The sequence below is a fragment of the Rhodoferax sp. XS2R6 genome, from assembly GCF_056521365.1.
On sequence record NZ_JBWMAY010000001.1, the window covers coordinates 667,797 to 690,606 of the forward strand.

Here is a 22,810-nt window from a genome sequence, read left to right on the forward strand (position 1 = left end):
TTTCAACGGTGGGTATGGCTGCGACTCATGGGCTCGCGCGGCGTCATGCCAATGCGGCGGCTGCGCACCAACTGGTAAGGGCGCACCAGGTAGGCCACGGTGCCAAAGCCGCTCCACACATGCACCAGGCGGGTGAAGGGGAAGACCAGGAAGATGGACATGCCGAGGAACATGTGGGCCTTGAAGATCCAACCCGCCTCGGCCAGCAGCTCGGGAGCACCGACGCGCAGCGTCATGATGCGCTGGGCCCATTCGGCCAGCTTCATCATCATGCTGCCGTCCAGGTGCTGGGCCGACAAGGGAATGGTGGCTAGGCCCAGGGCCAGTTGCAGCCACAGCAGCACCAGCAACACGATGTCGCTGGTTTTGGAGTTGGCCCGAATACGCTCGTCACTCAGTCGACGGTGCAGCAAGAGGCTGACCCCGATGAAACCCAGCAGGCCGAACGCACCGCCCGAGACCATGGCCACCAGTTGTTTGGCACCGGCGCTGATGAAGGGTTCGTACAAAAAGTGCGGCGTCAACATGCCAAAGCTGTGGCCGAAGAACAGAAACAACACGCCCACATGGAACAGGTTGCTGCCCCAGCGCAGCTGGCCGGCGCGCAACAACTGCGAAGAGTCGCTTTTCCAGGTGTACTGGTCGCGGTCAAAGCGCAGCAGGCTGCCCAGCAGGAAGACGCTCAAACAAATGTAGGGGTAGATGCCGAAGAGAAAGCTGTCGAGGTAGTTCATACAGAGACTCCTTGCGCGGCCGGGGCCTTGCGCACAATGTGAATAGGCTGAGCCTCGCCCGGGCGAGCCTGGCCTTTGGTACTGCAACCATCGAAAGCTTGGGGCTCAGACCAGCTCTCATCCAGCGGCTCATCGGCCGCAAAGGGCACAGCCTGCACGCGCTGACCTGCCAGCTCCAGCACGGCGGCCACTGCAGCGGCGTAGGGGCTTCCGCGCTTGAGCAAGGCGCTGAAGATAGAGGTGAGGATGTGGGCCATTTCGCCCAAAAAGTCTTGGGCCACTTGCGGCGGCTGGGTGGATGCAAACTCCAGCACCACACACAGGTGATCAGGCAACTCTTCGGGCGCCAGGTACAAGCCAGCCTTGTCGTAGGTCTGCGCCAAATCCACCATGGCAGGGCCGCGGTCGCGCGAGTCGCCATGCACATGCTCGAACAGGTGCAGCGAGGTGGCGCGGCCCCGGTCAAAGGTTTCCACATACTGGGCTTCCACGTCCAGTGGGTCGCGGCGGCTCAGATCGGCGGCCAGACTGCGCAGCTCGGCACGGCGCTCGGCGGGCACAGTGCCCTCCTGGTCCAGCACGTCCATCAGGGCGGGCAATTGGGCACGCAGCGCAGCGTCGGGGTAGCCCAACAGCAAGGCCAGGGCACGCAGGGAATAGCGGTTGTCTTTCATGAAGATTCTCCTGGATCAGAGCATGGACTTGATGGGGATGGTGCGCGCCTTGCTACCACCAAACAGGCTGGTCTCGGTGGCGCCGTCCGAGCAACCATTGCCAAACGAGAAGCCGCAGCCGCCGCGCAGGTCAAACGCGTTTTCGGCGTACTCGCGGTGGCTGCTGGGGATGACGAAGCGGTCTTCGTAGTTGGCAATCGCCATGATTTGGTACATCTCCTCCACCTCGGCCACGGTCAGGCCGGCTTGCTGCAGCACGGCCAGGTTTTCGGTCTGGTCCACATGCTTGCTGCGCTGGTAGGCACGCATAGCCAGCATGCGCTCCAGCGCCCGCACCACGGGGCCGCAGTCACCGGCGGTGAGCAGGTTGGCCAGGTACTGCACGGGGATGCGCATCTGGGCAATGTCGGGCAGCTCGCCATTGGGGCCGATGTGGCCGGCATTGGCTGCAGAGGTGATGGGCGAGAGCGGTGGCACGTACCACACCATGGGCAGCGTGCGGTACTCGGGGTGCAGGGGCAAAGCCACCTTCCACTCCACCGCCATCTTGTAAACAGGGCTCTTGCGCGCGCCTTCCAGCCACGCCTCGGGAATGCCGTCCAGGCGGGCTTGCTTGATCACCTCGGGGTCGTTGGGGTTGAGGAAGATGTCGAGCTGGGCTTGGTACAGGTCCTTCTCGTTCTCCACACTGGCGGCCTCGGCAATGCGGTCGGCGTCGTACAGCACCACACCCAGGTAGCGGATGCGGCCCACGCAAGTTTCAGAGCACACAGTGGGTTGGCCGGCTTCAATGCGGGGGTAGCAGAAGATGCACTTCTCGGCCTTGCCGCTTTGCCAGTTGTAGTAAATCTTCTTGTAGGGGCAACCCGACACACACATGCGCCAGCCGCGGCACTTGTCCTGGTCGATCAGCACGATGCCGTCGTCCTCGCGCTTGTAGATGGAGCCGCTGGGGCAGCTGGCCACACACGCCGGGTTGAGGCAATGCTCACACAGCCGGGGCAGGTACATCATGAAGGTGTTCTCGAACTGGCCCACCATGTCCTTCTGGATCTGGTCGAAGTTGGCAAGGTTGGCGTCCTGGCTGCGCTTGCTGAATTCGCCACCCAGAATTTCCTCCCAATTGGGCCCCCACTCGATCTTCTCCATGCGCTTGCCGGTGATCAGCGAGCGTGGCCGTGCGGTGGGTGCGGCCTTGGTTTCCTTGGCCGTCTGCAGGTGGTCGTAGTCGAAGGTGAAGGGCTCGTAGTAATCGTCAATCTGCGGCATGTTGGGGTTGGCGAAGATGCGCATGAGCAACTTCCACTTGCCGCCCTGCTTGGGCTCAATGGAGCCATCCGCCTTGCGAACCCAGCCGCCGTTCCAACGGTCCTGGTTTTCCCAGTCCTTGGGGTAGCCAATGCCGGGCTTGGTTTCCACGTTGTTGAACCAAGCGTATTCCACACCGGGGCGGCTGGTCCAGACGTTTTTGCAAGTGACCGAGCAGGTGTGGCACCCGATGCACTTGTCCAGGTTCAGCACCATGCCGATTTGTGCGCGTACTTTCATTGTGTTTCTCCTTGGGTGCGCGTTATTTCTGAACCGTATCGGTGCCTTCACCGTCCAGCCAGTCGATCTTGCGCATCTTGCGCACCACCACAAACTCATCGCGGTTGGTACCGATGGTTCCGTAGTAGTTGAAGCCGTAGCTGAACTGCGCGTAGCCGCCGATCATGTGGGTGGGCTTGGTCACGATGCGGGTCACCGAGTTATGGATGCCGCCGCGGGTGCCGGTGATTTCGGCGCCGGGAGTGTTGATGATTTTTTCCTGGGCGTGGTACATCATCACCATGCCCACTTTCACGCGCTGGCTCACCACCGCACGGGCTGCAATGGCACCGTTGGTGTTGAACAGCTCGACCCAGTCGTTGTCCACAATGCCGGCGCTCTTGGCGTCGTCTTCGCTGAGCCAGATGACCGGGCCGCCGCGGTTGAGCGTGAGCATCATCAGGTTGTCGGTGTAGGTGGAGTGAATCCCCCACTTCTGGTGTGGCGTGATGAAGTTGAGCGAAATTTCGGTGTTGCCATTGGGCTTGCGGCCCATGATGTCGCCCACGGTCTTCAGGTCCACGGGTGGGCGGTAGCTGGTCAGCCCTTCGCCAAATGCGATCATCCAGGGGTGGTCCAGGTAGAACTGCTGGCGGCCGGTGAGCGTGCGCCATGGGATCAGTTCATGCACATTGGTATAGCCCGCGTTGTAGGACACGGTCTCGCTCTCAATGCCGCTCCAGGTGGGTGAGCTGATGATCTTGCGTGGCTGGGCCTGGATGTCGCGGAAGCGGATCTTCTCGTCCTCGCGGTGGATGGCCAGGTGGGTGTGGTCGCGACCCGTTTGTTTGCCCAGCGCCTCCCAGGCCTTCACGGCCACATGGCCATTGGTCTCGGGGGCCAGCTGCAGCACTACTTCGCAAGCATCAATATCGGTTTCGATTTTGGCCATGCCTTGGGTCACGCCCGCGGTGTGCACCTTGCCGTTGAGCTCCTTGAGTTGTGCCACTTCGGTCTGGGTGTTCCAGCCAATCCCCTTGCCGCCGTTGCCCACTTTGTCCAGCAAAGGGCCCAGGGCGGTAAAGCGGGCATAGGTGTTGGGGTAGTCGCGCTCCACCACCTGGATGCTGGGAGCCGTCTTGCCAGGAATCAGCTCGCACTCGCCCTTGCTCCACTCGGCCACGCCAAAGGGCTGGGCCAGTTCGGCGGGCGTGTCGTGCATTAGCGGGGTCAGCATCACTTCTTTTTCCACACCGAGGTGGCCCACGCACACCTCGCTAAAGGCCTTGGCAAAGCCTTTGTAAATATCCCAGTCGCTCCGGCTCTGCCAGGCCGGGTCCACCGCAGTGCTCAAAGGGTGGATGAAGGGGTGCATGTCGCTGGTGTTGAGGTCGTTTTTCTCGTACCAGGTGGCGGTGGGCAACACGATGTCGGAGTACAGGCAGGTGGTGCTCATGCGGAAGTCCAGCGTGACCAGCAGGTCCAGCTTGCCTTCGGGGGCCTTGTCGTGCCACACCACTTCGGTAGGTTTGGCTTCTTCGGCACCCAGGTCTTTGCCCTGCACACCGTGGGTGGTGCCCAGCAGGTGCTTCAAAAAGTACTCATGCCCCTTGCCGCTGGAGCCCAGAATGTTGGAGCGCCACACAAACATATTGCGCGGCCAGTTGAGCGGGTTGTCCGGGTCTTCACAGCTCAGTTTCAGGCTTCCGTCCTTCAGCGACTGCACCACATGGTTCTTGGGGTCCAGCCCTTTGGCCTGCGCGTCTTTCACTACTTGCATGGGGTTGGTCTGCAACTGCGGCGCACTGGGCAACCAGCCCATGCGTTCGGCGCGCACGTTGTAGTCAATCAGGCTGCCGCCAAACTTGGCCTTGTCGGCCAGGGGCGACAAGATTTCGTCCACGCCCAGCTTCTCGTAGCGCCACTGGTCGGTGTGGGCGTAGAAGAAGCTGGTGCTGTTCATCTGGCGTGGTGGGCGCACCCAGTCCAGCGCAAAGGCCAGGGCAGTCCAGCCGGTCTGGGGGCGCAGCTTTTCCTGGCCCACGTAGTGCGCCCAACCGCCGCCACTTTTGCCGATGCAGCCACACATCATCAGCATGTTGATGATGCCGCGGTAGTTCATGTCACTGTGGTACCAGTGGTTCATGGCCGCACCGATGATGACCATGCTCTTGCCCTGGGTCTTGTCGGCGTTGTCGGCAAACTGGCGCGCCACGGCGATCACCTGATCGCGCTTCACGCCGGTGATCTTTTCCTGCCAGGCGGGGGTGTAAGGGGTGTCGTCGTCATAACTGGTGGCCGCGTTCTCACCAGCGATGCCACGGGCCACGCCATAGTTAGCCACGGTCAGGTCAAACACAGTAGCGACTAACGCGTACCGTTCTTCACCGGCCTTGCCCAGCTTGACGCGGCGTACCGGTACCTTGCGCACCAGCACATCGCCCACGGCGGCGCTTTGTTTGTTGGCGTCGAAGTTGGGGGTGTCTATGCCGCCAAAGTACGGGAAGCCCACCTCGCCCACCTCGTAGTCGGCAGCGGCACCATTCGCGCCGGCCTCCATCAGGCTGAGCTTGAGCGTGACCTCGGTGTCTCCCCGGGCCTCTTTGTTCTCGAGGTTCCACTTGCCCAAATCCTCACGCTCGGCCGCGCCCCAGCGGAAACCGATGGAGCCGTTGGGCAACACCATCTTGTCGTTCTGGTCCAGCGCCACGGTCTTCCACTCGGGGTTGTTGTCCTGGCCGAGCTTGCCGTTGAAGTCGCTGGCGCGCAGGTAGCGGCCGGGCACCATGACTTTGCGGCCATCGGGCAGCGTGCGCTCCTCCAGTTGCACCAGATTGGGCATGTCGGTGTAGCGGCGCACGTAGTTGTCAAAGTAGGCGCTGCGTTTGTCAAAGTAAAACTCTTTGAGGATGACGTGGCCCATGGCCATGGCCACGGCGGCATCCGTCCCCTGCTTGGGGTGCATCCACAGGTCGGCGAGTTTGCTGATCTCGGCGTAGTCGGGGGTGATGGCTACCGTCTTGGCGCCCTTGTAGCGCACCTCGGTGAAGAAGTGGGCATCGGGCGTACGGGTCTGGGGCACGTTGGAGCCCCAGGCAATGATGAAGGTGCTGTTGTACCAATCGGCACTCTCGGGTACGTCGGTTTGCTCGCCCCAGACCTGCGGGCTGGCCGGTGGCAGGTCGCAGTACCAGTCGTAAAAGCTCATGCACACACCACCGATAAGGCTGAGGTAGCGGCTGCCCGCGGCGTAGCTCACCATGCTCATGGCCGGAATGGGCGAGAAACCGATGATGCGGTCCGGGCCGTATTTCTTGGCGGTGTAGACGTTGGCGCTGGCGACCAACTGGTTGATCTCTTCCCAGGTGCTGCGCACAAAGCCACCCAGGCCACGCTGCTTTTGCCACTCCAGGCGCGCTTCGGGGTTCTCCACGATGCTGGCCCACGCGTCTACCGGGCTCTTGGCCACCAGCAGGGCCGCACGCCAGTGTTTGAGCAGGCGGGCGCGGATCATGGGGTACTTCACGCGGTTGGCGCTGTACAGGTACCAGCTGTAGCTGGCGCCGCGGGCGCAGCCACGCGGTTCGTGGTTGGGCAGGTCGGGCCGGGTGCGGGGGTAGTCGGTCTGCTGGGTTTCCCAGGTGACGATGCCGCCCTTGACGTAAATCTTCCACGAGCAGGAGCCGGTGCAGTTCACGCCGTGGGTGCTGCGCACGATTTTGTCGTGGGCCCAGCGGTCGCGGTAGGCGTCTTCCCAGGTGCGGTCCTCGCCGGTGGCCACACCATGGCCATCGGCAAATTCCTCTTTGGGAGCCGAGAAGTGGCTCAGGCGGTCCAGAAAATGGCTCATAGGGATACCTCTGCAGTCGATTTTTTGAATGAAATCGGGCCATAGCCCAGGTGAAATATGCGCAAGCAGCTATACATTTGGTAGCACTTTGAATGTCTCAGGGATTCTGAATCTCGGCGCCCTTGCGCAGGTAGAACCACCAGTTCAACACCAGGCACACGGCGTAGAACACGGCAAATCCGTAAAACGCGTACTGCGGTGTGCCGGCCTTGATCTGCTGGCCAATCAGCACCGGGGCGATGAAGGCGCCGTAGGCCGCCACCGCGGAGGTCCAACCCAACACAGGGCCAGCCTGCTGGCGGTCAAAGATGAAACCCACGCTGCGGAAGGTGGAGCCATTGCCAATGCCGCTGGCGGCAAACAGCACGATGAACAGGCCCATGAAGGCCATGAAGTGCTGCTCGGGCGTGGGCGACTGGTAGGCCTGCAACATCACGTAACCCACCGCAGCCGAGGCCAGCACCATGATGGCGGAGATGATTTGCGTGACGATGGAGCCACCCACCTTGTCCGAGATCCAGCCGCCCACGGGGCGCACCGCGGCGCCCACAAAGGGACCGATCCAGGCGTAGGTCAGGGCCGAGGGTGCGTTGGGGTTTTTGAGCGTGTGCTGCAACACGCCTGCGGCATCGGGGATGTGCTGAAAACCGAAGATCACGGTGATGGCCAGCGGCAGCGCCATGGAGAAGCCAATGAAGCTGCCGAAGGTGACCACGTACAGCGCGGTCATGCTCCAGGTGTGTTTGTTGCTAAAGATGGCGAACTGCTTTTGCACGTTCTCCTTCATGGCACCAAAAGCGGCCAGGCGCATTACCACCAAGGCTGCCACGATGTCCAAGGGGATGGCCACCCACATGTTCAACAGGCCCAGGCCGGTGGGGGCCGGCAGGTACAGGTACAACATGCCGATGGACGGGATGAAGGCCAGCGAGTACAGGTAGGTGATCTTGGCAAACGCAACGACCGGGTTGCCGGTAGCGGGCGATACCGTCTTGAGGTTGCTCATGCCCCACCAGCAGAGGACGGACAAGGGAATGAGCGACAACACCCAGGCAAAGCCGGCGTTCTGGATGTAGGTGGGGGTACCCGCGGCAATCTTGCCGAAGATCCAGCCGCTGTCTTTCACCAGCGCCTTGGCTTCACCACCGAAGGCGCCAAAGATGCCAACGGTCATCACCAGCGGGATGACGATCTGCATGGTCGTCACCCCGAAGTTGCCCAGCCCTGCGTTCAGGCCCAGGGCCGTGCCCTGCAGGCGCTTGGGGAAGAAGGTGCTGATGTTGGACATGGAGCTGGCAAAGTTGCCGCCGCCCACGCCCGACCACAGCGCCATGAGCTGGAACACCCACAGCGGCCACTCGGGGTGCTGCAGCGCCACACCGGTGCCAATGGCCGGGGCCAGCAGCATGGCGGTGGTCAAGAAGATGGTGTTGCGCCCGCCCGCCATACGGATCAGGAAGGACGCGGGGATGCGCATGGTGGCACCCGAGATGCCGGCAATGGCGGTCAGCGTGAACAACTCGGCCTGGGTGAAGGGGAAGCCCAGGTTGAGCATCTGCACGGTGATGATGCCCCACATACCCCACACGGCAAAGCCGCACAGCAGGGCCGGAATGGATATCCACAGGTTGCGATACGCGATCTTTTTGCCCGTGCTTTCCCAGAAGCGCTCGTCTTCCGGTTGCCAGTGGGCAATGTCCGCGCGGGATGGACTGTTGGTAGTCATATGCAGAGTCCTAGTTCTGGAGGGAAAAGTTCTTGGCGTTGTGGCCCATGACTTCGGCCTTGCGCACCTCGGTCCAGTACATCCAGATGAGCGAGACCCAGACTACGCCGTACATCAACATAAAGGCGCTGGAGCGAATGCCGGTCAGGTCCATCAGCACCCCAAACAGGATGGGCAACACAAAGCCGCCCAGACCACCGGCCAGGCCGACGATTCCGCTGATGGCACCGATGTTGTGGCTGTAGTCGTCGCTGATGTACTTGAAGACGCTGGCCTTGCCGAAGGCCCAGGCAATGCCCAGGATGAACATCAGGCCAGTGAATACATAGACGTTGAGACCGATGTGGAAAGTGGCGGGGCCATTCACCGTCATCACGGTGAAATCGGTCTGCGGGTAGGACAGCAGGAACAGGCAAATCCAGCTCACCCACAACACCCACCAAGTCACGCTGTGGGCGCCGTATTTGTCGGACAACATGCCACCGAAGGCGCGCAGCACACCACCCGGCAGCGAGAAGCAAGCCGCCAACAGCGCCGCGACCCGAATGTCCAGACCGAACTCCCCCACGTAGTACTGCACCATCCACAGGGCGAGTGCCACATAACCGCCAAACACGATGCTGTAGTACTGGCAGTACTTGATGACCTTGGGGTCCTTCAGTGCTTTGAGCTGGTCCTTGAAGCTGACGTTGTTGGGCACCAGGTGGGCCGGGTCGCTGTGGCTGAACATCCAGAACAGCACCAGCGTGCCCAGCATGATGGCCGCATACACCTGCGGCACCATGCTCCAGCCAAAGGCCACCAGAATCACCGGTGCGACAAACTTGTTGACCGCCGAGCCAGAGTTACCCGCGCCATAAATGCCCATGGCCGTGCCCTGCTTGGCTTTGGGGAACCAGCGCGCCACGTACGGGGTGCCCACCGAGAACGAGCCGCCGGCCAGGCCCACAAACAGGCCGATGGTAATGAAGTGCCAGTACGCGGTGGCATAGGCCATCATCCAGATGGCGGGCACGGTGATGGCCATCAGCACCGCCATGACGATGCGGCCGCCAAAGCGGTCGGTCCAGATGCCCAGGGGCACACGGATCAGCGAACCGGTGAGCACCGGTGTGGCGGTGAGCAGGCCGAACTCAGTGGCGTTGAGGTTCAGCATCTTTTTGATCGGGATGCCGATCACGCCAAACATCATCCAGACCATGAAGCACACGGTGAACGCCAGCGTGCTGACGATGAGCACCGACCAGGCTTTGCGTGCGTTGCTTAAATCAGAGGCCATATTCCATCTCCTAGGGATGGAATGACTGTCGCGTTTTGGGGGCCTGCTGCCCATCCCCCATTGGGACGAGTGGCACCCTGCAAAAGAACTAGGCCCGCCGGGGCGGGCCTAGTTCCAAAGGCGTAGTGGGCGTGTTATCCACACGCGACCTGATCTGGATCAAACCAGGCCGTGGGCGGCGGCGTATACCGCAGCCTGCACCCGCGAGCTGAGCTGCAGCTTGCGCAGGATGCCTTGCACATGCACCTTGACCGTAGCCTCGGCAATGTCCAGCTGGCGGGCAATCAGCTTGTTGCTGTGGCCGTGTGCGACCAGCAGCAGGATCTCGCGCTCGCGGGCAGACAGCGTTTCTTGCAAGCCGGGCGGTGGCGCCGCTGGCGAGGCCTGCACCGGCAGGCTGGCGTGTGGCTTGGTGCGAAAGGCCGCCACAAACTTCGTCATCATCTCGGGGCTGATGACCGGCTCACCCGCCAGCACCCGCACGATGGCCTGGCACAGCTGGTCCGACTCCACAGTCTTGAGCAGGTAGCCATCGGCCCCGGCCTGCATGGCGGCGGCCAGGTCTTCCTCGTTCTCGCTCACCGTGAGCATGAGGATCCGGGCACGGCCAAAGGCCTGCTTGAGTGCGCCAATGCCGTCAATGCCGCGCACACCGGGCAGGTGGTTATCCAGCAAGATGAGGTCCGGCTGTACCTGCCCCGCACAGCGCAGCGCCTGCCCCAGGTCCGCAGCCTCGCCCACCACGTCAAAGCGCCCATCCTGCTTGAGCAGTGCAATCAACCCGCGGCGAAAGAGGTTGTGGTCGTCGACCACTAGCAGTTGGATCAGGGGCATGGGAAGTTCCAGAACAGTCAAAGGGCCTGGGCGGCCGGAGTGGTCACGGGGTGCTCAGGCAAGCGCAGTTGCACGCAGGTGCCCTGCCCTGGCTCAGAGCTCAGGTGCACGGTGGCCCCAATGGCCTGTGCGCGCTCTTGCATGATGTGTCGCCCCACATGCTGGCTGCCCAGCACCGCGTCAGGGGCAAAGCCGCTACCGTTGTCCTGCACCGTGAAAGTCCAGAACTGACCTTTCTCTACCCGCAGCGCCACCGACGTGGCCTGGGCATGTTTGCGCACATTGGACAGGGCCTCTTGCACCACATGCAAGACCTGCACCTGCACGTCGGAGGGCAGCGGCAGGCCGGTACCGTTGACGGTCAACTCCGTGTGCAGTCCGGTTTGGTGGCGGAACTTTTGCAGCGTCTCCTGCAAGGCTGCCTCAATGTCATCGGTGTTGGTGCGGGTGCGAAAGTGCACCAGCAGCTCCCGCACATCGCCAATGCTTTCTTTCAGGCCCGCGTCCAGCTCGTCCAGCGCGACCTGCATCTGCGGGCCCTGCGCCTTGTCGGCCGCGCTGCGCAGCAGCTGCACCTGGATTTTCAGGAAGGCCAGCGACTGCGCAATGGAGTCATGCAGTTCACGGGCAAGCAGGGTGCGCTCTTCTCCCACCGCCGCCTCGCGCTCCAAGGCCGAGGCCCGCAGCCCCTCCAGCGCACTGGCCAAGTGGCTGGCCAGGGCATCGAGCAGCACCTCTTCGTCCTTGGAGAGTTCCAGCGTCTTGCGGTAGAACAGGTCCACCTCGCCCATCAGGCGGCTTTGCAGGCGGATGGGCACGCTCACCAAGCTCTCGTAGCCCGCCTTCACGCAATGGCGCATGGGCGCGGCCTCGGCGCTCTGGATCGGGATCACCCGCGTGCGCGCCTCCTGCAGGGGGCTGCCACAGGCACAGGCCCCGGCCAGCAGGCTGCGCTCTTCATCCAGCATGTCTTGCGGAAAACAGTCGGACGCCAGCATCAGGTAACGCTGGTTGGCCTCGTCCGACCAGCGCACGGTCACCGCGTCGGCCCCCATCACCTTCCGCAGACGCTGGGCAAAGCCGCGTGACATCTCTTCAATCGAGTTCACCCCTGCCAGGAAGGCACTGAAGTCGTACAGCGTCTCGATGCGCGCACGCTGCGCTTCGATGTGCTGGGTCTTGGCCCGCACCTGCGCCTCCAGGCCATCCACCATGTCCTGCAGCCGCACCGCCATGCCATTGAAGCCCTGCGCCACCAGGCCAAACTCGTCCTTGCTGTCCACCTCGATGCGGACCTGGAAATCCCCCTCCTCCACACGGCGCAGCCCTTGTTGCAGCTGGTCCAGCGGGTTGATGACATACAAGTACCCGGTGTAGAGCATGACCACCGCAGCAAAGATAGCCAGCACCATCATCACGAACTGAAACAGGTTGAGCACCGCGGTGAGCTTGGCCAACTGCTGCTCAATCGCGCTGACCAGCCCATCAATAGCCTCTACCAACGCATGGGTCGACGGAAGAATGGTGCCCGGCTGCGCCGCCGCGCCCGACACCCAACCGGCCCGCTGGGCCCGCCACAGCGCCTGCACTGCGCTGAACTTGCCGCGCACCACCGGGTCCCAGGGCACAAACAGCGGGCGCGAGGGATCGCCCTGCTCCAGCACCCACAGGTTCTGGTCAAACTCGGCAATACGCGCCATGCGCTGGTCCTCGGCAATGCCGGCCTGGATCTCGCTGGCCATGCGCCAGGTCTGCATGCGCATGCGTCCGGCCTCGTTGACCGAGGCGGCCCCGCCTTCCAGCTGCCAGGTCACCCAGAGCGTGAGCCCAATGGACGTAAGCGCCACCACCAGCAAGGCCACGCCAATGCGCACCAGCTTGCTGGACAGGGAGGTCGCGTGGGTGTGGAACATGGCGATGTGGCAGGAAGGATGGCCGGATTGTGGGGACTGCCCCGCCGCACCCGCTTGATACAAGTCAAGCAAGCGGTATCTACCTGCGGTGATCCGGCAGAGCCGCCCACCGCAGCTATTTTTGGCATCAAATTGGCACCTAGCCCTCGTAAATACTGCGCCAACAGCTCCTAAAACAATAGCACCTTACGGGCCGTAGCCCTGCCCCGGTAAAATCGCCGCTCGCTCTTAGAAGAACCCCCCATGTCTGACACCGCCTCCACGCCCTCCACCGCCGCCCCCACAGCCCCCGAACAACCGGGTCTACAGTCCCTGTCCAAATCGTTTGAGCCCGTCGCGCTGGAAGCGCACTGGGGCCCCGAATGGGAAAAGCGCGGCTATGGCGTAGCGGGCTACCGCGGCACCCAGGCCCCGCAGGCCGGCCAGCCCGCCTTTGCCATCCAGCTGCCACCGCCCAATGTGACGGGCACGCTGCACATGGGCCACGCGTTCAATCAGACCATCATGGACAGCCTGACGCGCTACCACCGCATGGCCGGTTTCAACACCGCCTGGATTCCGGGCACCGACCACGCCGGCATTGCCACCCAGATCGTGGTGGAGCGCCAGTTGCAAGAGCAAAAGATCAGCCGTCACGACCTGGGCCGCGAAGCCTTCACCGCCAAGGTGTGGGAGTGGAAGGAAAAATCCGGCAATACCATCACCGGCCAGATGCGCCGCATGGGCGACAGCGTGGACTGGAGCCGTGAGTACTTCACCATGGACCCCAAGCTGTCCAAAACGGTGACCGAAACCTTTGTGCAGTTGTATGAACAAGGCCTGATCTACCGCGGCAAGCGCCTGGTGAACTGGGACCCCATCCTCATGAGCGCGGTGAGTGACCTGGAGGTGGAGAGCGAAGAGGAAGACGGCTCGCTGTGGCACATCCGTTACCCGCTGGCCGATGGCAGCGGCGACATCACCGTGGCCACCACCCGCCCCGAGACCATGCTGGGCGACGTGGCCGTGATGGTGCACCCCGAGGACGAGCGCTACACGGCGCTGATCGGCAAGATGGTGAAGCTGCCCCTGTGCGACCGCGAGATCCCGGTGATTGCCGACGACTACGTGGACAAGGCCTTTGGTACCGGCGTGGTGAAGGTCACGCCCGCGCACGACCAGAACGACTATGCCGTGGGCCAGCGCCACAAGCTGCCTCTGATCTGCGTGCTGACGCTGGACGCCAAGATCAACGAGAACGCCCCCGCGCCCTACCAGGGCCTGGACCGTTTTGTGGCGCGCAAAAAAGTAGTCGCCGATCTGGAAGCCAGCGGCTTCCTGGTGGAAGTAAAAAAGCACAAGCTGCAAGTGCCGCGCTGCGCACGCACCGGCCAAGTGATCGAACCCATGCTGACCGACCAGTGGTTCATGGCCATGAACACCGTGGGCAAGGGCGACGCCACGGGCAAGTCCATCGCGCAAAAATCTATCGACGTGGTGCAGAGTGGCGAGGTGAAGTTTGTGCCCGAGAACTGGGTCAACACCTACAACCAGTGGATGAACAACATCCAGGACTGGTGTATCAGCCGCCAGCTGTGGTGGGGTCACCAGATTCCGGCCTGGTACGACGAAGACGGCAAGGTGTATGTGGCGCGCAACGAGGCCGAAGCCCAGGCGCAAGCCCCCGGCAAAACGCTCAAGCGCGACCCGGATGTGCTCGACACTTGGTACTCCAGCGCCATGGTGCCCTTCTCCACCATGGGCTGGGGCAATGAAGGCGCGGGCACCGGCGCCACCGACGACTACAACCTGTACCTGCCCAGCAGCGTGCTGGTGACGGGCTACGACATCATCTTCTTCTGGGTTGCCCGCATGATCATGATGACCACGCACTTCACGGGGCGTGTGCCGTTCAAGCATGTCTACATCCACGGCCTGGTGAAAGACGCGCAGGGCAAGAAGATGAGCAAGTCCGAGGGCAATGTGCTGGACCCGGTCGATCTGATCGACGGCATCTCGCTGGCACCCCTGCTGGACAAGCGCACCACCGGCCTGCGCAAGCCAGAGACCGCACCCCAGGTGCGCAAGAACACCGAAAAGGAATTCCCCGAGGGTATTCCGGCCTACGGTGCGGACGCGCTGCGTTTCACCTTTGCGGCGCTCGCGTCGCTGGGCCGCAGCATCAACTTCGACAGCAAGCGCTGCGAGGGCTACCGCAACTTCTGCAACAAGCTGTGGAACGCCACGCGCTTTGTGCTGATGAACTGCGAAGGCAACGACTGCGGGCTGAACGAGCACACCAAGGAGCAGTGCGCACCCGGTGGCGAAGCCCATGGTTACCTGGAATTCAGCCAGGCCGACCGCTGGATCGTCTCGCTGCTGCAAAAGACCGAGGCCGAAGTGGCCAAGGGCTTTGCAGACTACCGCCTGGACAACGTGGCCAACACGATTTATGACTTCGTGTGGAACGAGTTCTGCGACTGGTACCTGGAAATTGCCAAGGTGCAAATCAACACCGGCACCGACGCCCAAAAACGCGCCACCCGCCGCACGCTGATCCGCACGTTGGAAGTCATCCTGCGCCTGATCCACCCCATCACACCCTTCATTTCTGAGGAGCTGTGGCAAAAAGTGGCACCGGTGGCAGGCCGTGCAGGTCCCTCGGTGGCCGTGGCCGCCTACCCCGTCAGCCAGCCTGAACGCATCGACGAAGCTGCCATTGCCCATGTCGCCAAACTGAAGGCCCTGGTGGACGCCTGCCGCAACCTGCGCGGCGAGATGAACGTGTCGCCCGCCGCACGCCTGCCGCTGTTTGTGGTGGCCCACAGCGCGGCAGAAGGCGAATTCTTGCAGGCATCCGCCGCCGTGCTGCAGTCGCTGGCCAAGCTCAGCGAGGTGAAGGTGTTTGCGGATGAGACCAGCTGGCAAGCCGCCGCCCAGTCCGCCCCCGTGGCGGTGGTGGGCGAGGCGCGTGTGTGCCTGTTTGTGGAAGTGGATGTGGCCGCCGAAAAGATCCGCCTGGGCAAGGAAGTGGCCCGCCTGGAAGAGCAGATCACCAAGGCCAGCGTCAAGTTGAGCAACGAAGCCTTTGTGGCCAAGGCCCCTGCCGCCGTGCTGGAGCAGGAACGCAAGCGCGTGGCCGACTTTGCTGCCACGCTGGAGAAGGTGAAAGAGCAACTGGCCCGCCTGAACTAAGCAGCGCGTCCATAAAAAAAAGCCGCCGGGTTGCCCTGGCGGCTTTTTTCTTGGGGGTACAAGAAACTAGCGCCTGCGCAGCACGTGGATGTATTCCGCACCCACGGTTTCCTGTTCCAGCAGCTCGTTGCCGGTTTGCTTGGCAAAAGCCTGAAAGTCGCGGATGGAGCCGGGGTCGGTGGCCACCACTTTGAGCGTCTGGCCGCTCACCAGCTCGGCCAGGGCCTTCTTGGCCTTGAGGATGGGCAGGGGGCAATTCAGGCCGCGGGTGTCAACTTCTTTGTCGGTGTGCATGCAATGGGGCTTTCTGGCGTAGGGGCCAATTTTAAGTCGCCAGCTTCTCGGCGTCCTGGCGCCACACCGGGTCGATGAAGGTGGGCTCATGCCCACGTGAGCGCAAAAACTCGGCCAGCGCATAACCAGTGCCAGCGGGCCAGCATTTCACATCTTCCAGGTTGTAGAGGCGGTAGTCCACCAGCTCGGGGCTCAGCTTCACATCCCCATGGCAGACAGCGTGGTAGGCAATGATGACCTGGTTCATGCGCTGGAAGTCGTACGCACCCAGCAGCTTCAGCGCGCTGGTGGTCAAGTTGGTCTCTTCAGAAATTTCGCGCGCAATGCCCTCTTCGGGCGTCTCGCCGGCCTCCATAAAGCCGGTGATCAGCGCGTACATCTTGCCGGGCCACGCCGCGTTGCGTGCCAGCAAAATTTGACCGTTGTACTCAATCACCGCCGCCAGCACCGGCGTGGGGTTGTTCCAGTGCGTGAAGTCGCAGGCCGGGCAGCGCAGGCGGGTCTTGTCGCCACCGTCTTCGGCCAGCGTGATGTGCTCCAGCGCCGTGGCGCACTGCGGACAGAACTTGAAAGCTGCTGACATACCCACCCTTTTACCGATTTATTTGCTATGCATTCAATAGCTGCCCGCGCATATTCCGCGGGAGCTAGAGGCCAATTTCATTCAAATTCAGGCGGGGAATACACCTGTGGAGAGGTAGCGGTCACCGCGGTCACAGACCACAAACACAATCACCGCATCGCGCTCGCGTTTGGCAATTTCTTGCGCCACCCAACAGGCACCGGCGGCCGAGATGCCGCCAAAGATGCCCTCTTCGCGCGCCAGGCGACGGCACATGTCTTCGGCATCGGCCTGGCTCACGTAGACCAGCTCGTCGACGTTTTTGGGGTCGTAAATTTTGGGCAAATAGGCCTCAGGCCATTTGCGGATGCCGGGAATGCGGGAGCCCTCGGAGGGCTGAGCGCCAATGATGCGGATGGCCGGGTTCTTTTCTTTCAAAAACCGTGACACGCCGGTGATGGTGCCCGTGGTGCCCATGGCGCTGACAAAGTGGGTAATGCGGCCGTCGGTTTGCTTCCACAGCTCGGGGCCTGTAGTTTCGTAGTGGATGCGGGGGTTGTCGCCGTTGGCAAACTGGTCCAACACCCGACCTTTGCCATCGCGTTGCATTTGCTCGGCCAGATCCCGCGCGTACTCCATGCCACCGCTCTTGGGCGTGAGGATGAGTTCGGCGCCAAAAGCCTTCATGGTCTGGGCGCGTTCGATGGACAGGTCCTCCGGCATGATCAAGACCATGCGGTAGCCCTTGACCGCCGCGGCCATGGCCAGCGCAATGCCGGTGTTGCCCGAGGTGGCTTCAATCAGCGTGTCGCCGGGCTTAATGTCCCCGCGCTCCTGCGCACGCTGGATCATGGACAGGGCCGGGCGGTCTTTGACCGAGCCGGCGGGGTTGTTGCCTTCGAGCTTGCCCAGCACCACGGTGTTGCGGGACTGGTTGTCGTTGGCCTGGATGCGCTGCAGTGCGACCAAGGGGGTGTTTCCGATGGCGTCTTCGATGGTGGGAAATGTCATGCCCATAAATGTGCCATAATTCGCGCTTCACAGAATACCCTGCCCGGGTGGTGAAATTGGTAGACTCAGGGGACTCAAAATCCCCCGCCGCAAGGCGTGCCGGTTCGAGTCCGGCCCCGGGCACCACATACAAGCCAGACGTTCGCAAGACGTCTGGCTTTTTGTTTGGGCGCTCTAAAAGCCCTCATGGATTACCCGCTGTGTGGCCCTGCGTGACACAAGGGCGCGGGCGCCACCTCTATGATGCGGGCCACAAGAACCCGCAAGGAGTGCGCCCCATGGAACTCAACATCAATGGCAAGGCCGTCACGGCCGACGTCCCACCCGACATGCCCCTGCTCTGGGTGCTGCGCGACACCCTGAACATGACCGGCACCAAGTTTGGCTGCGGTGTCGCCGCCTGCGGTGCCTGCACGGTCCATGTGGATGGCCAGCCGGTACGCTCCTGCGTCATGCCAGCCTCTGCAGTGGTAGGCCAAAAGATCACCACCATCGAAGCCCTGGGCAGCCCCGACAAGCTGCACGCCCTGCAAACCGCCTGGATTGCCGAGCAGGTGCCCCAGTGCGGCTACTGCCAAAGCGGCATGCTGATGGCCGCCGCCGCCCTCTTGGCGCGCAAACCCAAACCCACCGATGCCGACATCGACGAGGCCATGACCAACATCTGCCGCTGCGGCACCTACCAGCGTGTGCGCGCCGCCATCCACCGCGCTGCCGGCCAACTGCAAGGAGCCGCAGCATGAAGCGCCGCACCTGGATACTGAGCGCCCTGGGCGCAACCGGTGCCTTGGTGGTGGGCTGGGGCGTGCTGCCCGCCCGCTCCCGCATGGGCAGCGCCGAACTGATGCTGCCCGAAGGCGGCGAAGTGGCCCTGAACGGCTGGATCAAGGTGGCCACCGATGGCACGGTGGTGCTGGCCATGCCCCGCAGCGAAATGGGCCAGGGTGTGCACACCGCCCTGTCCATGCTGGTGGCTGAAGAGTTGGACCTGCCGCTGGCCAAGCTGCGGCTGCAACAGGCCGGACCTGACACCATTTATGGCAACGTGGTCATGCTCACCGCCACCCTGCCCTTCCACCCGCTGGAATCCGAGGGCGGCAGCAAACCCACCAAAGTGAAACTCGGCGAATGGTTTGTGGGCAAGATTGCACGCGAGCTGGGCATCAATGCCACCGGCGGTTCGTCCAGTGTGGCCGATGCCTGGGAACCCCTGCGCACCGCTGCCGCCACAGCGCGCGCCGCCCTGCTGGAATCTGCAGCGAAGCAATGGCAAGTGCCGGCCTCCGAGCTGCGCATCACAGCAGGTGTGGTGCAACACGCCTCCGGTAAGACGGCCCATTTTGGAGAGTTGGCCGCGGGTGCGGCCGGTGTCAGCCCCAAGAATGTGAGCCTCAAGGCCCGCGAACAATGGACTCTCTTGGGCAAGCCCACCCCGCGTGGCGACATTCCGGCTAAGACCACCGGGGCCGCGCAGTTCGGCATTGACGTGCGCCAGCCCGGCATGCTGTTCGCGAGCCTGCGTTTGGCGCCACAAATCGGCGGCAGCGTCAAAGCCCTGGATACCCAAGCGGCCCTGGCCCTACCCGGTGTGCACAAGGTGGTGCCGCTAGAGGCCCTGGGGGGCTCCACCGCCGGTTTTGCCGTAGTGGCCCAGACAACCTGGCACGCCCGCCAGGCCGCGCAGGCGGTGCAGGCGCAATGGGCAGCCCCGCCCAATGGGGCCCTGGACACCCAGGCCATTGAGGCCCGGATGCTGGAGGCGCTGAAGGCGGAAGACGGTTTTGCCTTTTACGAGAAAGGCGACGCCAACCAGGCCGAAGCGTCAGCCGCCAAGCTCGTAGAAGCGAGCTACCAGGCCCCCTACCTGGCGCACGCCACCATGGAGCCCATGAACTGCACTGCTCAAGTGAAGGACGGCAAGGTCACCGTGTGGGCTCCCACCCAGGTGCCCGAAATGGCGCGCGCCATGGCCGCCAAGGTGGCCGGTGTGGATGCCAAGGACGTGGCGCTGCACGTCACCCTGCTGGGAGGCGGCTTTGGGCGCCGGCTGGAGGTGGACTATGTCGCCCAGGCCGTGCAGGTCGCCATGGCGTGTGACGGCAAACCGGTGCAACTGGTCTGGTCGCGCGAGGAGGACATGACGCACGACTTCTACCGCCCCATGCACGTGGCACAGCTGCGCGCAGCGGTGGATGCACAAGGCCAGGTCAGCAGCCTGCGCATCAAATCGGCCGGTGATGCCATCAGCCCGCGCTGGATGGCGCGGGGCCTGCCCGCCCTGTCGGGCCCGGTGGACATGCCGGACAAAACCACGGCCGAAGGCCTATTTGACCTGCCCTATGGGTTTGCCCACCAGCACATGGCCCATGTGGCCACGCGCATGGAGGTGCCCGTGGGCTTCTGGCGCTCCGTGGGCCATTCACACAACGCATTCTTCTCGGAAAGTTTTATCGACGAATTGGCCGCGGCCACCCAGAAGGATCCCTTGGGTTTCCGGCTGGCGCTGCTTAAAGACGCACCACGTTACGCCGCTGTGCTGCAGCTGGCGGCCGACAAGGCCCGCTGGGGCAGTGCTCTGCCCAAGGGGCATGCCATGGGCGTGGCTTTGCATGAGTCTTTTGGCTCCATCGTGGCGGAAATTGCCGAGGTGTCGCTGCAGGAGGGTGTGCCGCGTGTGCACCGCGTGGTGTGCGCGGTGGACTGCGGCACCGTGGTCAACCCCGACACCGTGGCCCAGCAGATGGAAAGCGCGGTGATTTTTGGATTAAGCGCTGCGCTCTACGGCAAGGTCGACATCCAGGACGGTGTGGTGCAGCAAACCAACTTTCCCACCTACCCGGTGGTGCAGCTGGCGCAAGCGCCCAAGGTGGAAACCTACATCGTGCCCAGCACCCGGGCGCCCGGTGGAGTCGGCGAACCGGGGGTGCCGCCGATTGGCCCTGCCGTGGCGAATGCGGTGTTTGCACTCACCGGGCAACGCCACCGGCGCTTGCCTTTGGTCAAAGCCACCTGACGCCTCGCTTGGCAGCAGTCAGCGCGTTTATTTTTTGGCAAAACGGGCCAGGGTCTGGCCCGCTGCATCTTGCAGCACCAGTTGCCCGTCCACCAGGCGCACGGTGTGGGCCGACTCCAGCACTTTGAAGAAACGGTCTTCCTGACCACCCTGGGGCAGCACCACGCACAGACGGCCCGTGGCTGCCAGGCGACCGACTTGCAGCGCCCCTTGGTTCACCACCGCACGGCCGGCAAAGGCATTGCAGCCACCGGAGCCCGAAATTTGCTCGGCAGATGACCAGCGCAGGCGCGGCACAGGCTCCGCCAGCGCCGCAACCCCGGCAATCTGGACGGCCACCCACTCGTTGCCCACCAAGGCAGCGCCGGATGTCGGCAGCCCCGTCAACTGCGGCGATGGCACTACACAGGCCGACAAAAGCAGCACCAACATACTGGGTGTCATCCAACGACAAAAGAGAGACAAAGCCATACAACGGACAGGTAATGAAAGAACGCACATCTTAAACACCAGGTGAATTGCCGCACAATCACCGACTTTCTGCCCCAAAACCGCACACCATGCCCACCGATACCGCGAGCCCGGCCCCTACCACACCCCGTCTGTTTCTCGCGGTGCTGGCGCTGTCCGTGGTGGCCGCGCTGTTGCCCACCGTATGGCCTGTGGCAGATTTGGCGCTGGCCGGTTTGTTCACCGGTACCTCTCCGACCATTGCCTCCGCAGGCTGGTGGTGGGTTGTTGGCATCAACCTGTATGTTCCTGCCTTGTTTCGCATCGGTCTGGCCCTATGTTTTGTGGCCTGGCTGGTTGTGACCTTTGGCAAGCGCTGGAAAACCTGGCGCCTGCCACTGGCCTTTGTGGTGGTGGCCGGCATCATGGGCCCGGGCGTGGTGGTCAACGCAGTGTTCAAGGAACACTGGCAGCGTGCACGCCCCTACCAGGTTGAAAACTTTGGCGGAGCCCAGCAATTCACGCGCGCCGCGGTCATGACCGATCAATGCAACAACAACTGCTCTTTCGTCAGCGGCCATGTGGCGTGCGGTTTTTTCTTTGCAACATTGTTGCTGGTGCACCGCCGTCGCCAGGTCGCGTGGGCACTGGTGGGAACGTCCGCAGGCTTGGTCGTTGGGTTTGCGCGTATGTCAGACGTGGCGCACTGGTTCAGCGATGTGCTGTGGGCTTACCCGATCACCCTGGCCACGAGCTGGCTGGTGTGGCGCGGGCTGGTGTACGCCTACCAATGGCGCGACGGGCGCCCCTCAAGCACCTGACAGCAGACCGGTGTGCACGCTGGGATAGCGCAGTTGCAAGCGCAACTCCTGCACCATGCGCGTGTTCACCAGCCGGCGCGACTCGTCCATGAAACTGAGCAACATCACTGGCAGCTGATCGCGCGCGGTGCTGCGCGATACGCGGGGCGGGCGTGGCAGACCATATAGATCGGCCGCCAAGTCAAAGTAATCGCCCATCTTGAGCTCGGAATGGTCACTCACGTTGTACAGGCGCTGGGGCAGACCCAGCCAGAGCGCACGCCAGCAGGCGCGGGCCAGGTCATCGGCATGGATATGGTTGGTGTAGACGTCTTCGGCCGGTAGCAGCACGGGTGTGCCCTTGGCCAAACGGGATTGTGGTGTGCCACCTTCCCGGTCAGGCGCGTAGATGCCCGGAATACGCAGCACCGACACCCGCACCCCACTGCTGCGCCCCCAGAAACGCATGGCGTACTCGGCTTGTACGCGGCGCTGGGCGCGTGGCGTCTGGGGTGCCAGTGCACGTGTTTCGGCCACCCGCGCACCCTGGCAGTCGCCATACACCCCGCTGGTGGACGCGTACACCACACTGCGGGGTGCACTGCGGCGGCGCAAGATGCGGGTCAAAGCCAGGGCGCGGGGGTCCGTCCAGCCCTCGGAGGGCGGCGGTGCCAGGTACACCACCCGCTGGGCCAGACCCGCCAGGCGGCGCAGGGTCTGGGCCCTGTCCAGATTGCCCACCAGGGGCGTGGCCCCCAATGCGCGCAAGGCAGGAATGCGCTCCACGGTCGACGTGAGTGCCAGCCAACGGCCCTGCGGGCGCTGGGCCTTGAGCAAACGTACCCCCACGTCGCCACAGCCCAGCACGAGCACCCGCTCTTTGCGAAAGCGGGAGGGCAAGGCGCCGAGGGGGGATTGGTTTGAAGGCAAAATTGAGGGTTGATGACTTGAGAGTCCCCGAGGATACCC

Annotated in this window: 17 protein-coding genes and 1 tRNA gene; 5 read left to right on the forward strand and 13 right to left on the reverse strand. The window is 63.0% G+C overall.

What is annotated here, in order from left to right:
- Positions 1–2 precede the first annotated feature (2 nt).
- The 8 genes from narI to AC097A_RS03205 all read right to left on the reverse strand — a co-directional run bounded on the left by narI (position 3) and on the right by AC097A_RS03205 (position 12,537).
- Positions 3–734, reverse strand: coding sequence for a respiratory nitrate reductase subunit gamma (gene narI / locus AC097A_RS03170; protein ID WP_479619721.1), 732 nt, complete (start codon positions 732–734; stop codon positions 3–5).
- The gene (gene narJ / locus AC097A_RS03175; RefSeq protein ID WP_479619722.1) at positions 731–1,408 is read right to left on the reverse strand and encodes a nitrate reductase molybdenum cofactor assembly chaperone; all 678 of its coding nucleotides are present in this window, start codon (positions 1,406–1,408) and stop codon (positions 731–733) included. Before narJ ends, narI begins: the two co-directional genes overlap by 4 nt.
- Before the next feature lie 15 nt (positions 1,409–1,423).
- Positions 1,424–2,956: a nitrate reductase subunit beta gene (narH, locus tag AC097A_RS03180; protein ID WP_315473490.1), complete on the reverse strand. Its 1,533-nt coding sequence runs from the start codon at positions 2,954–2,956 to the stop codon at positions 1,424–1,426.
- A gap of 22 nt (positions 2,957–2,978) precedes the next feature.
- Positions 2,979–6,785: a nitrate reductase subunit alpha gene (locus AC097A_RS03185; protein WP_479619723.1), complete on the reverse strand. Its 3,807-nt coding sequence runs from the start codon at positions 6,783–6,785 to the stop codon at positions 2,979–2,981.
- Between the two features lie 97 nt (positions 6,786–6,882).
- Positions 6,883–8,511 carry an MFS transporter gene (locus AC097A_RS03190; RefSeq protein WP_479619724.1) on the reverse strand — a complete coding sequence of 543 codons (1,629 nt, stop codon included), beginning with the start codon at positions 8,509–8,511 and terminating at the stop codon, positions 6,883–6,885.
- Positions 8,512–8,521: 10 nt separating this feature from the next.
- The gene (locus AC097A_RS03195; RefSeq protein WP_479619725.1) at positions 8,522–9,790 is read right to left on the reverse strand and encodes an MFS transporter; all 1,269 of its coding nucleotides are present in this window, start codon (positions 9,788–9,790) and stop codon (positions 8,522–8,524) included.
- Between the two features lie 159 nt (positions 9,791–9,949).
- The gene (locus tag AC097A_RS03200) at positions 9,950–10,624 is read right to left on the reverse strand and encodes a response regulator (protein WP_479619726.1); all 675 of its coding nucleotides are present in this window, start codon (positions 10,622–10,624) and stop codon (positions 9,950–9,952) included.
- Between the two features lie 17 nt (positions 10,625–10,641).
- A complete protein-coding gene (locus AC097A_RS03205) occupies positions 10,642–12,537 on the reverse strand; it encodes a type IV pili methyl-accepting chemotaxis transducer N-terminal domain-containing protein (protein ID WP_315473495.1) in 1,896 nt (631 codons plus the stop codon).
- A gap of 243 nt (positions 12,538–12,780) precedes the next feature.
- Here AC097A_RS03205 and AC097A_RS03210 point away from each other — a divergent pair, with 243 nt between their 5' ends.
- Positions 12,781–15,711 (forward strand): valine--tRNA ligase, encoded by a 2,931-nt coding sequence (locus AC097A_RS03210; protein WP_479619727.1) that lies wholly within the window; start codon positions 12,781–12,783, stop codon positions 15,709–15,711.
- 66 nt (positions 15,712–15,777) lie between these two features.
- On the opposite strand, the gene AC097A_RS03215 is transcribed toward AC097A_RS03210, so the two are convergent.
- The 3 genes from AC097A_RS03215 to cysM form a co-directional block, all read right to left on the reverse strand.
- Positions 15,778–16,005 carry a sulfurtransferase TusA family protein gene (locus tag AC097A_RS03215; RefSeq protein WP_105259997.1) on the reverse strand — a complete coding sequence of 76 codons (228 nt, stop codon included), beginning with the start codon at positions 16,003–16,005 and terminating at the stop codon, positions 15,778–15,780.
- Positions 16,006–16,036: 31 nt separating this feature from the next.
- On the reverse strand, positions 16,037–16,588 hold the full coding sequence (locus AC097A_RS03220) for an NUDIX domain-containing protein (protein ID WP_479619728.1): 552 nt from the start codon (positions 16,586–16,588) through the stop codon (positions 16,037–16,039).
- Between the two features lie 87 nt (positions 16,589–16,675).
- On the reverse strand, positions 16,676–17,578 hold the full coding sequence (gene cysM / locus AC097A_RS03225; protein ID WP_315473498.1) for a cysteine synthase CysM: 903 nt from the start codon (positions 17,576–17,578) through the stop codon (positions 16,676–16,678).
- A gap of 41 nt (positions 17,579–17,619) precedes the next feature.
- Between cysM and AC097A_RS03230 the strand changes: the two genes are divergently transcribed.
- The 3 genes from AC097A_RS03230 (at position 17,620) to AC097A_RS03240 (ending at position 20,591) form a co-directional block, all read left to right on the forward strand.
- Positions 17,620–17,704 (forward strand) — tRNA-Leu (locus AC097A_RS03230).
- 152 nt (positions 17,705–17,856) lie between these two features.
- Positions 17,857–18,321, forward strand: a complete 465-nt coding sequence (locus AC097A_RS03235) for a (2Fe-2S)-binding protein (protein WP_479619729.1) — start codon at positions 17,857–17,859, stop codon at positions 18,319–18,321.
- The gene (locus AC097A_RS03240; RefSeq protein ID WP_479619730.1) at positions 18,318–20,591 is read left to right on the forward strand and encodes a xanthine dehydrogenase family protein molybdopterin-binding subunit; all 2,274 of its coding nucleotides are present in this window, start codon (positions 18,318–18,320) and stop codon (positions 20,589–20,591) included. The genes AC097A_RS03235 and AC097A_RS03240 overlap by 4 nt, the downstream gene beginning before the upstream one ends.
- Before the next feature lie 27 nt (positions 20,592–20,618).
- Here the strand turns inward: AC097A_RS03240 and AC097A_RS03245 are convergent, their stop codons facing one another.
- A complete protein-coding gene (locus tag AC097A_RS03245) occupies positions 20,619–21,023 on the reverse strand; it encodes an META domain-containing protein (protein ID WP_315478586.1) in 405 nt (134 codons plus the stop codon).
- 128 nt (positions 21,024–21,151) lie between these two features.
- Here AC097A_RS03245 and AC097A_RS03250 point away from each other — a divergent pair, with 128 nt between their 5' ends.
- On the forward strand, positions 21,152–21,862 hold the full coding sequence (locus AC097A_RS03250) for a phosphatase PAP2 family protein (RefSeq protein ID WP_479619731.1): 711 nt from the start codon (positions 21,152–21,154) through the stop codon (positions 21,860–21,862).
- Here the strand turns inward: AC097A_RS03250 and AC097A_RS03255 are convergent.
- Positions 21,851–22,771: an NAD-dependent epimerase/dehydratase family protein gene (locus AC097A_RS03255; protein ID WP_479619732.1), complete on the reverse strand. Its 921-nt coding sequence runs from the start codon at positions 22,769–22,771 to the stop codon at positions 21,851–21,853. The two genes, AC097A_RS03250 and AC097A_RS03255, sit on opposite strands and share 12 nt — an antisense overlap.
- Positions 22,772–22,810: the final 39 nt, after the last annotated feature.